10 protein-coding genes and 1 tRNA gene are annotated in these 13196 nt (G+C 48.9%); 5 read left to right on the top strand and 6 right to left on the bottom strand.

Features of this window, described 5'->3' with window-relative positions; genetic code table 11:
- Positions 1-277: 277 nt before the first annotated feature.
- The 6 genes from ACK8P7_RS08130 to dnaA form a co-directional block, all read right to left on the bottom strand.
- A tRNA-Ser gene (locus ACK8P7_RS08130) sits at positions 278-367 on the bottom strand.
- 246 nt (positions 368-613) lie between these two features.
- On the bottom strand, positions 614-3142 hold the full coding sequence (gene gyrA, locus ACK8P7_RS08125) for a DNA gyrase subunit A (RefSeq protein WP_410043712.1): 2529 nt from the start codon (positions 3140-3142) through the stop codon (positions 614-616).
- A gap of 26 nt (positions 3143-3168) precedes the next feature.
- Positions 3169-5088 carry a DNA topoisomerase (ATP-hydrolyzing) subunit B gene (gene gyrB / locus ACK8P7_RS08120; protein WP_410043715.1) on the bottom strand — a complete coding sequence of 640 codons (1920 nt, stop codon included), beginning with the start codon at positions 5086-5088 and terminating at the stop codon, positions 3169-3171.
- 152 nt (positions 5089-5240) lie between these two features.
- Positions 5241-6359: a DNA replication/repair protein RecF gene (gene recF, locus ACK8P7_RS08115; protein ID WP_410043711.1), complete on the bottom strand. Its 1119-nt coding sequence runs from the start codon at positions 6357-6359 to the stop codon at positions 5241-5243.
- A gap of 134 nt (positions 6360-6493) precedes the next feature.
- Complete coding sequence (gene dnaN, locus ACK8P7_RS08110; protein WP_410043710.1) at positions 6494-7615, bottom strand: DNA polymerase III subunit beta; 1122 nt, start codon at positions 7613-7615, stop codon at positions 6494-6496.
- Between the two features lie 174 nt (positions 7616-7789).
- On the bottom strand, positions 7790-9166 hold the full coding sequence (gene dnaA, locus ACK8P7_RS08105; RefSeq protein ID WP_410043709.1) for a chromosomal replication initiator protein DnaA: 1377 nt from the start codon (positions 9164-9166) through the stop codon (positions 7790-7792).
- Between the two features lie 413 nt (positions 9167-9579).
- Here dnaA and rpmH point away from each other — a divergent pair, with 413 nt between their 5' ends.
- The 5 genes from rpmH to jag all read left to right on the top strand — a co-directional run bounded on the left by rpmH (position 9580) and on the right by jag (position 13074).
- Positions 9580-9723, top strand: a complete 144-nt coding sequence (gene rpmH, locus ACK8P7_RS08100; RefSeq protein WP_410043708.1) for a 50S ribosomal protein L34 — start codon at positions 9580-9582, stop codon at positions 9721-9723.
- A 169-nt stretch (positions 9724-9892) separates the two neighbouring features.
- The gene (gene rnpA / locus ACK8P7_RS08095) at positions 9893-10261 is read left to right on the top strand and encodes a ribonuclease P protein component (protein ID WP_410043707.1); all 369 of its coding nucleotides are present in this window, start codon (positions 9893-9895) and stop codon (positions 10259-10261) included.
- A gap of 64 nt (positions 10262-10325) precedes the next feature.
- On the top strand, positions 10326-10538 hold the full coding sequence (yidD, locus tag ACK8P7_RS08090) for a membrane protein insertion efficiency factor YidD (protein WP_410043706.1): 213 nt from the start codon (positions 10326-10328) through the stop codon (positions 10536-10538).
- An 11-nt stretch (positions 10539-10549) separates the two neighbouring features.
- Positions 10550-11884 (top strand): YidC/Oxa1 family membrane protein insertase, encoded by a 1335-nt coding sequence (locus ACK8P7_RS08085; protein ID WP_410043714.1) that lies wholly within the window; start codon positions 10550-10552, stop codon positions 11882-11884.
- 11 nt (positions 11885-11895) lie between these two features.
- Positions 11896-13074: an RNA-binding cell elongation regulator Jag/EloR gene (gene jag, locus ACK8P7_RS08080; RefSeq protein ID WP_410043705.1), complete on the top strand. Its 1179-nt coding sequence runs from the start codon at positions 11896-11898 to the stop codon at positions 13072-13074.
- Positions 13075-13196: the final 122 nt, after the last annotated feature.

Raw genomic sequence — 13196 nt, 5'->3', positions numbered from 1 at the left:
TCTGAAAATTCTTTAGAATCTTCAGGGTCTGTGTATTAATCGATCTTTGATTTTCAAGGTTCGCTGTGCTCTCTTTGCGACAGCTTGCATATTCTATCAAACTGTTTCTTGCTTGTCAAGCACTTTTTCAGAAATTTTTGATTCATCTGGAAGCGAAGCGCTTCATCTGAATCTCTGTTTTCTGGTGACGAGAAAACATTCTATCGCAGAGCGTTATCTCTGTCAATAAGAATTTTCATATCTTTCAGATATTTTTCTGTCAGAAGAAAATCCTCAGCGGAGTAGGAGGGATTTGAACCCTCGCGCCGGTTTTATCCGACCTACACCCTTAGCAGGGGCGCCTCTTCGGCCTCTTGAGTACTACTCCAAATTAACCTCGATCCCTGCCAAGGGAGATGAATCATCTCAAACCGGGAAAATGGTTAATAAAAGCACCCTTTTAAGGATGCCTAGCTATATTACCAATAAATTTACATGATGTCAACCCGCTTTTTACCTTTATTTTCGACGGAAATTCGCCATTTTGCGGCTGTCATCCTGCCTGAACGAGAGCTTGTAGAGATAGAAGAGAGGGAGCACATCATATAGATGTGCTCCCTCTGGTAAGATGGCTTCAGTTATCCTCTCCAGCGTTTTCCGTATCCTCTGGAACCGCTTCGGTCTCCGCGAGCTCTGCCTCATAGGCCTCGGTCGTCGATTCACGTACCTTCGCGATCGATGCGATCACGGTATCGGAATCCGGATCGATGTTCATGAACTTCACACCGGATGTATTACGCCCGATATCCTTCGCGTCCTTCAGCGACATACGGATGATAACGCCTTCATTCGTGATCAGCATGATCTCGCGTTCCTTCGAGGTCAGCTTGAAGCCGACGAGCTTACCGGTCTTTTCTGTGATGCGATAGCAGTGCAGACCCTTACCTCCACGTTTTTGAGCCTTGAACTCATCGGCATGGGTCAGCTTGCCCATACCCTTTTCAGATACGACCAGCACATAGTCACCCTGGCTGAGCTTCTGCATGCCGATGACCTCATCATCTGCATCGAGGCTGATACCGCGTACACCCATCGAGCTTCGACCGGTCACCCGAACATCCGACTCGTTAAAGCGGATCGCCATACCATTCCGGGTACCGATCATGACATCTTCACCTGCATCGATCAGCTTCGCTTCGATGAGCTGGTCATCGTCCCGCAGCGTCATCGCGATGAGACCGGTCTTACGGATGTTCGCATAATCCGCAATCGGGGTCTTCTTCACCATACCGTTCTTCGTCGCAAGCAGGAGATACTGATCGGATGATGGATAATCATCCTTCAGCGCAAAGCTGGCGGTGACATGCTCATCTGATCCAAGCTGCAGGAGATTCACGAGTGCCGTACCACGGGAGGTACGGGATGCCTCCGGGATATTATACGCCTTGATGCGGAAGCAGCGTCCGGTGTTTGTAAAGAACATGATGTAGTGGTGATTCGTCGCCATGAACAGATCCTCGATGATGTCATCATTGATGGTCTGCATGCCCTTGATCCCCTTACCGCCACGGTTCTGCTGCTTGAAGTTCTCCGGTGACATACGCTTCACGTAACCGAGTCTGGTCGCCGCGATCACGATATCATCATCCGGAATCAGATCCTCATCCTCGATGGAATCGTCATAGCCGAACTTCGTGAGACGATCATCTGCATACTTGTCTGCGATGACATCGATCTCACTCTTGATTACGCCGAGCATCTTCTTCGGATCACCGAGAATCTCGTTGTAGTATGCGATTTTCTTTTCGAGTTCGTCGTACTCATCCTTCAGCTTGTCGCGCTCGAGACCGGTCAGGGCACGCAGACGCATGTCTACGATGGCCTGTGCCTGTCCTTCATCGAAGCCGAACTTCGCGGAGAGATCCAGCTTCGCCTGCTCCGTGTTCGCAGCCGCACGAATGGTATGCACGATCTCATCGATATGATCGACAGCGACGAGGAGTGCCTCTAAGATATGCGCACGCTCCTGCGCCTTATTCAGATCATACTTCGTGCGTCTGGTGAAGACATTGACCTGATGCTTCAGATACTCGTCGAGAACCTGCTGGAGGTTCAGGATCTTCGGCTCGCCGTTCACGATACAAAGCATGATGACACCGAAGGTGGTCTGAAGCTGGGTATGCTTATAAAGCTGGTTCAGGATGACATTCGGGTTTACATCCTTTCGAAGCTCGATGTTGATCTTCGCTGTGGAGCCCTTACCGGAGGCGTCGTTGATATACGTGATGCCGTCGATTTTCTTATCCTTGACCAGATTTGCGATATTTTCGATGACCCTCGAACGGTAGACGAGGTACGGAAGCTCCTTCACCACGATGCGATGCTTTCCGTTCTGCATCGGTTCGATCTCACATACGGCACGAAGCTTGATCTTGCCACGTCCTGTACGGTAGGCCTCCTCGATGCCCTTGTGGCCGAGGATGATCCCACCGGTCGGAAAATCAGGCCCCGGGATTACCTTCATGATATCCTCCAGGGTCGTTTCCTGATCCTTTATGCGATTGTCAATGATGAGGTCCACCGCACGAATGACCTCCCGGAGATTATGTGGCGGGATATTCGTCGCCATGCCGACCGCGATACCGGTGGCACCGTTCACGATCAGATTCGGGAACTTCGCCGGCAGCACCGTCGGCTCGTCGTACTCGTTGGAGAAGTTCGGCATGAAGTCAACGGTGTCCTTATTGATGCCGGCGAGCATCTCACCGGCCAGCTTTGACATCTTCGCCTCGGTATAACGCATAGCGGCAGGAGAGTCGCCGTCGTCCGAACCGAAGTTTCCCTGCTTATCGACCAGTACATGGCGCATCGACCAACTCTGTCCCATATAAACCAGGGCACCATAAATCGAGGAGTCACCATGCGGATGGAATTTACCCATACACTCACCGACGATGGTGGCACACTTCTTCGTTTTCTTATCCGGGGTTACACCGAGTGACTGCAGTGAATAGAGTACACGGCGCTGAACCGGTTTCAGACCATCCCGGACATCCGGAATCGCTCTCGATACGATGACACTCATCGCATAATCGATATACGAGTTTTCCATGGTCTTCTTGAGATCTACATCCTGGACCTTATCAAAAACATTTGGTTCCAAAATTTTATCCTCCGAATTCACTAATATCAGACATCGAGATTCGTGACATACTTCGCGTTCTCTTCGATGAATTCACGTCTTGGTTCGACCTGATCGCCCATCAGCGTGGTGAATGTGACGTCGAGATCTGCACGATCATCATCATTCATATTCACACGAAGAAGCGTTCTGGTTTCCGGATCCATGGTGGTCTCTGCGAGCTCCTCTGTATCCATCTCACCGAGTCCCTTGAAGCGGGATACATCCGTACCCTCGGCACCGATCTGCTTCAGGATATCCTGGTACTCCTCGTCGGAGTAAGCATAGTAGTGCTTCTTGTTCTTCGTGATATTAAAAAGTGGTGGCTGTGCCAGGTATACATGCCCCTGCTTGATCAGCTCCGGCATGAAGTTGTAAATAAAGGTCAGCATGAGGGTCGCGATATGTGCACCATCGACATCGGCATCCGTCATGATGATGATCTTGTTATAGCGAAGCTTCGAGATATCGAAGTCTTCGTTGATGCCGGTACCGAAGGCGGTGATCATACCCTTGATTTCCTCGTTCGCATATACACGGTCGAGGCGCGCCTTCTGCACATTCAGTACCTTACCACGCAGTGGCAGCACCGCCTGGGTATGTACATTTCGTCCATCCTTCGCAGGTCCCAGTGCAGAGTCTCCCTCGACGATGAAGATCTCACACTCATTCGGATCCTTCGAGTTACAGTCGACGAGCTTGCCCGGAAGACCGACACCATCGAGCGCCGACTTTCTTCTCGTAAGATCACGTGCACGACGTGCCGCTGCACGCGCACGCTGGGCGAGTACAGACTTCTCACAGATGGCACGCGCCACGCTCGGGTTCTGCTCGAGATAGTAGGTGAGCTGCTCACCGACGATGTTCTGAACCGCGGTCTGCGCCTCGGAGTTTCCGAGCTTCTGCTTGGTCTGTCCTTCGAACTGCGGATCCTCGATTTTTACCGAAATCACGGTCGTGAGACCCTCACGGATATCATCACCACTCAGATTCGGCTCCGATTCCTTCAGGAGCTTATTACTGCGGGCATAATCATTAAAGGTCTTCGTGATCGCGTTTTTAAAACCGGTGAGGTGGGTTCCACCCTCCGGGGTATTGATGTTATTGACGAAGGTATAGGTATTCTCGGTATAGGAGTCGTTGTGCTGCATCGCGACCTCGACGAACACATGATCACGCTCGCCCTCACAGTAGATGACGTCCGGATACAGTGGCTCCTTGCCCTTGTTGAGATACTGTACGAACTCCTTGATACCACCCTCGTAGTGGAAGGTCTTTTCCTGCTCCTTGCCTTCACGCGCATCGATCAGTGTGATTTTCAGCGCCTTCGTGAGGAAGGCCGTCTCACGGAGACGAACCTTCAGGGTATCGTAATCATATACGGTCTCTTCAAAGATTTCCGGATCCGGAAGGAAGTGAACCTTCGTTCCATGCTGACGCTCATCGCACTCACCGATGACGGTCATCGGCTGTACCACTTTACCGCGCTCGAACTTCATGTTGTAGATCTTTCCGCCCTTGTAGACAGAAACCTCGAGCCAGATTGAGAGAGCATTGACGACGGACGCGCCGACGCCATGGAGACCACCGGATACCTTATAGCCGGAGCCGCCGAACTTACCACCTGCATGCAGGACGGTGAAGACGACCTCGAGTGCCGGCTTACCGGCCTTCTTCTGAATGTCGACCGGAATGCCTCGACCGTCATCCTGTACAGTGATGGAATTATCCTTCTCGATGGTGACGGTGATGCTGTCGCAGAAACCCGCCAGCGCCTCATCAACGGAGTTGTCCACGATCTCATAGACGAGATGATGGAGACCACGGATGGAGGTGCTGCCGATATACATGCCAGGTCTCTTCCGAACTGCTTCGAGTCCTTCCAGAATCTGAATCTGATCTGCGCTGTAATCAGGCGAGCCCTTCATGAGCTCCTCTTCACGCTGCAGATCTTCATTTTCATTTTTTTCTATTGCCATTGAAGCTTTCTCCTTTGACTACCCGCCTGGAACAGCAGGAAACTGCATTTTTTACTATCCTGTCGTGATACAGACCACGGAAAGGTATGCATACACGCATTTTATTTTTCTGACGTGCTGTACAGCGTCTTCAGATTTTCAATTTTCGTCGCCGTTCCATTGACCACATGGAAGAGCTCATCGATATGAAAACGATGATTGACGAACTCATCGAGTCCGGTACAGGTGATGATGTTCTGCGTATCAGAGAGAAGATCGAGGAGATAATTCTGTCTCTTCGAATCCAGCTCCGACAATACATCATCGAGCAGCAGAATCGGATGATCCTCGATGCGCTGTCGCACGAGCTCGATCTCACTCAGCTTCAGCGCCAGTGCTGCCGTCCGCTGCTGACCCTGCGATCCGAATTTTCGGATATCCTTCCCATCGATCGTAAAGCAGAGGTCATCACGATGTGGTCCGACCAGTGTCAGATGCTGGCGTTTTTCCTGTTCACAGCTTCGCTCGAGCGCCGTGGCGAAATTTTCCGCTGCGACATTTCGATCGTAGCTGATGCTGAGCTCCTCGACACCTCCGGTCAGCTGGTGATGGATGCGACCGATGATACTCTGAAGCTCCTGGATGAACTTCTCCCGGATGGTGATGACCTGCTCGCCATAGAGGCAGAGCTGTTCATTCCATACCGGCAGGGTATCGGCCAGGACCGGACGCATGATCATATCCTTCAGCAGCTTGTTCCGCTGATTGAGTGTTCGATTATACCGAGCCAGATGATACAGGTACACCTTATCCAGCTGGCAGAGCTCAAGGTCCATAAAGCGGCGCCGAAGCGCCGGTCCATCCTTGATGAGACTGAGATCCTCCGGACTGAAGCAGACGACGTTCGCGATACCGAAGAGTTCCGAGGCATGACGAATCGGAATCTCATCGATGGCGATGCCCTTCGGTTTATTATTTTTCAAGTGCATATCAACACGGTAGGGAACCTTGCGTTTCCGTGTCTCCATCTTGATATGTGCTTCATCATGACCGAACTGGATCAGATCCCGGTCATGGGTGATCCGGTAGGATTTCGATGTACAGGCCAGGAAGATGGCTTCGAGTACATTGGTTTTTCCCTGTGCATTGTCGCCGAAAAAAATATTCGTTCCGGGACTCAGCTCTAACTTCAGATGGTCATAATTTCTGTAATTCTTTAATTCCAGTGTTTCAATTATCATTCTATAGCACGCGAGAGCAGCGCCCACAGGGCGTCAGATCCCTATGATGTCTGTGTGGCAGGCACATCAGTATCGTGTCATCTTTTTCATGATACATAATTATAAATCTGATTTATGTATAATTATGCATTTATTCAATATGCGTCTGCGTTAAAGTTTACCGGCAGAATCATGTAATTGTACGTCTTCTTATCATCACGGATGAAGCACGGAGAACGAGGAATCGACATGTAGATCGTGACCTCCTCATCCTCGATCGCACGAAGTGCATCCACGAGATACTTCGGATTAAAGCCGATCATGAGATCGTTTCCGGTTTTCCGGATGGCGATTTCTGCATCCATCGTACCGAGGTCTGTCTTGATCTTCAGGCCGAGTACATTCTCCTCGATTTTCAGAACCAGCGGCTGCTTGTCGTTATCCTTTACGAAAATCGTCGAACGATCGAGACAGTCGAGGAAGTTCTTACGGTTTACGATGATTTTTGTTTCATAATCCTCGGACAGCATCTGTGCTACATGGAAGTAATCACCATCGATCAGTCTCGTAACAACGAGCGTGTCATTAAACTCAAACATGATGTGATTCATGGAGAAGTAGACGATGACTTCATCATAAACTCCACCGGATAGAATCTTACTGAGCTCGTTCAGTGCTTTACCAGGAACGATGGCCCTGGCTGTATCATAATTTTGATTCAGCTTGATGCGACGGATCGAAATACGGTGACCATCGAGGGATGTGACGGTGAAATCATCTCCATTTACCTCGAAAAGTTCACCGGTCATCTTTTTGTTACTGTCGTTGGCAGCGATGGAGAAGATCGTCTGTGAGATAATCTGGCGCAGCATGAACTGGGAGAGTGACACAGACTGGTTTTTATCGATCTTCGGAAGTGCAGTGAACTCATTGCCATCACGTCCGGCGATCTTAAATACAGAATTCTCACAGGTGATGATGGTATTGTTACGTTCATCTGTCTCGATGGTAACTTCGATTCCGGATGCTTCCGGAAGACGGCGGATGATCTCAGAGAAAATCTTCGCTTCCAGTGCAACCTTACCAGCTTCGATGATCGTACCGTTGCATACCGTCTGGATACCGAATTCTGCATCGTTACCTACGAGTTCGATTTTTCCATTAGATGCATCGACGAGGATACACTCGAGAATCGACATCGTGGTTTTCGACGGAACAGCTTTGGATACGATATTGATCGCGTTGATCAGATCAGTTTTCTTGAATTGCAGTTTCATGAGGCGGCCTCTCTTTATATTTAATTAATTCTTTTAATTTCTAGTACTATTATTAGGGGCTGTGGAAATGTGAAAAAGTCATTTTCACGGCATAATTACGTCATTTTCGGCATCTGACAACTCGGTTGACAGTTGCTTTACACACTGTGAACAAATCATGTCACGATAAGACGCTTAAGGTGAGATTTTTTTCTTCAGGGTCTCAATTGTGGATTTCAATTGTTCGTTTGTGCGTAATTCTGTGGATATCTTATCGATACCATGCATTATCGTCGTATGATCGCGCCCGCCGAGGTACTCACCGATGGTTTTCAGCGGCGCCTCGGTCATGGTACGGCAGAGGTACATCGCAAGCTGTCTAGGGTAGACGATTTCCTTGCTTTTCTTCTGCGAAGCGATCTCGAGATTTGTGATGCCGAAGTGTTCTGCAACGGTCGTGATGATCAGCTCCGGGGTCACTTCCTTCGGACCATCCGGTGTGATGTGGTCCTTCAGAAGATCCTCGGCGAGCGCGAGATCGATGGACTGGCCCTTCAGGCGGGACATGGCCACGATTTTCGTCAGTGCGCCCTCGAGCTCACGGATGTTTGACTTGATATTCGTCGCGATGTACTTGATGATCTCGTTGTCAATGTTTACATTCATGAGCTCCTCCTTCTTACGAAGGATAGCCATACGTGTTTCGAAGTCCGGCATCTGGATATCCACGATCAGACCGACCTCGAATCGTGAACGGAGTCGATCCTCGAGATTATCGATGTCTTTCGGTGGTTTATCTGATGCGATGACGATCTGCTTCTTATTTTCATACAGGGTATTAAAGGTATGGAAGAACTCTTCCTGTGTTCCTTCCTTACCTATAATAAACTGGATATCATCGATCAGCAGAACATCAAGCTCACGGTAACGGTTACGGAAGTCGGCCGGCGACATGTTGTTCTTGTTTCGGATGGAATCGACGAACTCGTTAATGAAGGTTTCCGAGGTGACATAACGGATCTTCGCGTTCGGATTATTTCTTAATATAAAGTGTGCAATCGAATGCATCAGATGCGTCTTTCCGAGACCGGCGCCTCCATAGATATAGAGCGGGTTATAGATCTCGCCCGGTGATTCAGCGACCGCGAGGGATGCTGCATGCGCCAGGTTGTTGCTTGAACCAACGACGAAGGTGTCGAAGGTGTATTCACTATTCAGATTTGCTTCCTTCAGCGTTTCAGCAAACAGCTCTTCCGGATCTTTTTTCTCGCTGGAGATACCCTGAAGACGCTTCACATAGTCGCGAGCATCTTTTTCCACCATAAAAAGAATCTCGACAGGAATGCTGGTCTTTTCTTCGACCGCTACCTTTAAAAATAAGGAATACTTTTTATCGAGATACTTGATATAGCCTTCTTCTGGTACAAGAATCAGCAGCTGATTGTTGATAAAATCAAATAGTCTGAGCGGTTTCAGCCATGTATCAAAGGATACAGGGAGGATGTCATGCTCCTCCTTCATATTCTTCAGAATATCATCCCAGTTTTTTCTAATCGTCTCAAAATCGTTCATGAGATGCTCCTTAAACGATAAAATCACGAATAAATTATAAACGATTGTGGATAGAATAGCAAGGCAATGCCACTTAGTCTGTGGATAAACACTTGTGAACATCTGTTTTTCCACATAAAAATGACGTAATTCTGTGCTTTTTAAAAATCCAAGTCAGCCTGGTACTCCACTTATCCACATTTTGTACACAATTTGTGGACAGATTTTTATACTGTTGAAAAGTGGATAAAAATGTTGATAAAGTGCATAAATAAAGGATTGACGAAAAAATAGCTTTTCTATATAATATACAAGCGATGTTTACCCTAGATCTGAAGTTACTTCAGGACGAAGGGCTATTCAAGGAGTCCAACATTGAAAACTGAAAATTCAATGGAGTCCTGAAAGATTATCAGAAAAGGAGGTGTCAGTATATGCACAAGGGAAAAATGACTTTACAGCCAAAGACCAGACAGAGATCCAAGGTTCATGGATTCAGAGCCAGAATGGCAACCGCAGGCGGTAGAAAGGTACTGGCTGCCAGAAGAGCAAAAGGTAGAGCAGCATTAACCGTTTAATTCACGACATATGATGAAGACCGCTTTTGAAAGCGGTCTTTTTTCATATAACAGTGTCTGTTTTTCGAGGGGATTCTGCGGGCGCGCTGCGCCTGAGAAAGCCGTTCGGGAGGAGACGGGTCGACAGCATTGAACAGAAATACACAGGCAGGAGAGGTTTTTTGAGAAGATGAAGCGATTTCCATCCGTAAAAAAGAATAGTGATTTTCAGAGAGCTTATCAGACCGGCCGATCGTATGCGTCGAGCGCGCTCGTGATGTATGTTTGTGAGAACGGATGCAGGCACAACCGTTTAGGGGTTTCCTGTTCGAAGAAGATCGGAAACTCGGTCGTGCGTCATACATTTGCGCGGAAGATGCGTGAAATCTTCAGATTAAATGATTTCAGAGTGAAACAGGGGCTAGACATCATCATCGTGATTCGCGGAAAGGCGAATTACTGTACTTATCAGCAGATTGAAGAGCAGTATCTCAATCTTTTGAACAGGCATCATATCTTTATGAAAGATGCGGAGGCGCAGAAGACGCCGGACGCATAGTGGTATCGAAGTGGGACGATGGGATGTGTGACGAAGAGAGAATACACATCCGGGGGGCGTGCATATGATTTCGAAACTCATGGTGGGTTTGATTCGTGGATACCAGAAGTGTATCTCGCCTTATATCGGTGCTCACTGCAAATATACACCGACTTGCTCTCAATACGCCATTGAAGCAATCAGAAAGTACGGGTGTATCAAAGGTTCATTGTTGGCGGCATGGCGCATCCTGCGATGCAATCCATGGGCCAAGGGCGGTTATGATCCTGTTCCCTAATCCGGAGGTAAATCTTGGACTTTTTATCCTTAGTTGTACTTACAAAAAATACGTCAACGATTCCTATTCTGGGACCGATCTGGAATATCATCGTAAATGTACTCGGCGTGATCATGAATGTGATCTATCTTTCGCTCGAGAAAATCGGTATCGGTAATATCGGTCTCGCGATCATTATCTTTACCCTCGTCATGAGAATTATTCTTTTCCCGACCAGCCTTAACCAGCAGAAGTCTTCCCGTATGATGCAGATCATGCAGCCGGAGATGAAGGCGATCCAGGATAAGTATAAGAATAAAACGGACAATGCGTCCATGATGGCGCAGCAGGAGGAGATGAAGGCCCTCTATGAGAAGTATGGTACATCCATGACCGGTGGATGTCTGCCGCTCCTTCTTCAGATGCCGATCATCTTCGCGCTGTATCGTATCATCATGAACATCCCTGCCTACGTTCCGCATGTATACTCCATCTACGAGAACGTCATGAATGCCATCGGTGGTTCATCCGCAGCTCAGAAGCTCGTGGATTTCGCAACCGATAACGGTATGAAGAACATCCTGGCACAGCTTCATAATCTCGGTGTCGGTGAGAATGTTTCCTACACGGCAGATCAGATCGGGAATTTCATCATCGATTTCCTGTACAAGCTGAACCCGAGTCAGTGGACCGCACTTCAGGGTGTGTTCACCGACACAAATGCGGTCAATGCGATTCAGACCGCTGCAGAGCAGTCCGCACATATCAATAACTTCCTAGGTATCAACCTCTCCACTGCACCGAGTGCGATGGGCTTCGTACCGAACGTTTACTGGATCATCCCGATCCTCGCCGGTCTTCTGCAGTACCTGAGTGCGAAGCTCATGACTGCACAGAATGCAGGTATGGCAGAGGGCAATGATCAGTCCGCGCAGATGATGAAGAGCATGAATATGATGATGCCGCTTATGTCGGTATGGTTCTGCTTCACCTTCGCATCTGGTATCGGTCTGTACTGGTGTGCTTCTTCCTTCTTTATGATCATTCAGCAGATCATGATGAACAAGTACTTCGGTAAGTTCTCGGATCAGGAGCTTCTGCAGGCTTCGATGGAAAAGACCAATAAGAAGCGTGCGAAGAAGGGTCTGCCGCCAATCGACGAGAAGACCGTAGAGAAGCGCATCGAGAAGGCAAAGGCGATGGCAAATACGGCCGAGAAAAACCGCATGGCCGTCATCGCAAAGCAGAGTGCGAAGACAAAGGAGTCCACAGAGTATTACAACCGTAATGCAGCACCGGGATCTCTGGCATCGAAGGCCAATATGGTTAAGATGTATGATGAGAAGAACGAAAAGAACAAGAAGTAAAGAGGTTTATCATGGATAAAATCAGAGTTTCAGCCAAAACCAAGGATGAAGCCATCACCAAGGCCCTGATTCAGCTTGGGATCACATCTGATCGCCTGGATTACACTGTGCTTGTCGAGGGTAAGTCGGGTCTTTTCGGTATCGGTGCGAAGCCATGGATTATCGAGGCTTCCGTAAAGGCGGCTTCTCAGAAGTCCGAGCTCGAGCGTCTCGAGAAGGAGATTCATAATATCACGAGCGGTAAGGCAGCGGAAAAGAAGACCGCGCCAGCCGCTCCGAAGAAGCCGCTTACGGAAATGCCGGTCGCAGCGCCTGCAGAGAAGAAGGCGGAGGATGTAGCAGATCCGAAGGATGAGAGCCCGAAGTCCGAGAACAGAGCGGATACAGAGCGCACGGAGCGTCGTGAGCGCAGTGAGCGTCGTCCGAGACGTGATCGCAATGAGCGTAATGATCGGGGAAATCGTGGTGAGCGTCGTAATGACCGTGTTTCCGGTAAGCGTTATCCGCGCGGCGGCTACGAGGTAAAGGACATGTCCATCCTGAATACCCCGGAGCCGGAGCATAAGGTACACGAGATCAAGCCGGTTTCCCCAGAGGAAGCAGCGGCAGCACAGAAGCAGGCCGAAGAGTTCATCACGACGCTTATGAAGGGGATGAACATGGACGTCAACATCAGCGCATCCTTCGATCATGCCAATAATGAGCTTCTCCTCAATATGGAAGGCCCGGACATGGGTATCCTGATCGGTAAGCGTGGACAGACACTCGATTCGCTGCAGTACCTGACCTCCCTCGTCATCAATAAGGAGCACAAGGAGGATTACATCCGCGTAAAGCTCGATACCGAGGATTATCGTTCCAGAAGAGAAGCAACCCTTCGTAATCTTGCAAGAAACATCGCCTATAAGGTTCGCCGCTCCAGAAAGCCGGTGGCACTCGAGCCGATGAATCCATATGAGCGTCGGATCATCCACAGCGCACTGCAGAATGATCGCTATGTGACCACTCGTTCCGAGGGTGAGGAACCGTTCCGTCATGTGATCATCTTCATGAAGAAGAAGGATCGGAAGCCGTATCCACAGGATGAGAAGCGGCAGGAGAAGGCACCGGAAGCGGTAGAAGCTCCGGTTGTGGAGATGCCAGTTACAGAAGCAGTAGCCGTGGCTGAAGAGACAACAGAAAATGCATAATCCACCGAATCGGCGTATCCGTCGATAGAAATGTGGATAACAGGGTCCCGTATGCAAAGCGCATACGGGATTTTTGTATGCATTTAAACGTATTGCAAATAAGCGGATTAGCTATTAGAATA

Origin of the sequence: Oribacterium sp. P9, assembly GCF_046365365.1 — a bacterium.
In the GTDB taxonomy this organism is placed as follows: Bacteria; Bacillota; Clostridia; order Lachnospirales; family Lachnospiraceae; genus Oribacterium.
Note: the sequence above shows the minus strand (reverse complement) of the source record. Positions and strands in the feature narration are given on the sequence as shown.